At 79.1% G+C, this 512-nt stretch carries 1 pseudogene; it reads right to left on the reverse strand.

The annotated features are described in order from the left end of the window. A pseudogene (locus tag FGF04_RS40590) lies at positions 1-302 on the reverse strand (GTP pyrophosphokinase); the annotation flags it as partial. Positions 303-512 lie beyond the last annotated feature (210 nt).

Raw genomic sequence — 512 nt, forward strand, 5'->3', positions numbered from 1 at the left:
CCGGGCGCGGGGCGGGCGGCGGGCGCGGAGGTCCGCCGCTCGGGCGCCGGCTGCGCGGAGGCCTGCCGCTCGGGGGCCGCCGGCTCGGGGCGCGCCGGTCCGGCCGCCCCGGTCGCGGCCGCCGGGCCGGGTCCGTTCTGCGCGGTCCCGTTCTGGGCGGACCCGTTCTTCACGGATCCGTTCTGCGCGGACGCGGGCGGTGCGGGCGTGCCGGTGGGGGCCGCGGACTGGTCGGGCTTGGCGGCCGGTGGTACCCCCGGGCGTTCGGCCCTGGGGGCGAGTGGCTGGGCCTCGTCTGGCAAGAGGGCTCCTCGTGCGCGATCCGGGTCCCCGGTCAGGCTCCGGAAACCCCATGGTAGCCATCCCGGGCCCGGGTCTCTCCTCCGGCCGGGGGACGGCGGGAGGGACAGCCGGTGGGGAAGCCGTGGGACGGCCTTCTACGGGAGGAACACGAGAGGGGGGTCCCGGATTCCTCCGGGACCCGCCTGCGGGGGTCGTACGGGCGCTCAGAC

This window comes from Streptomyces apricus (assembly GCF_008369065.1).
Lineage (GTDB): Bacteria > Actinomycetota > Actinomycetes > Streptomycetales > Streptomycetaceae > Streptomyces > Streptomyces apricus.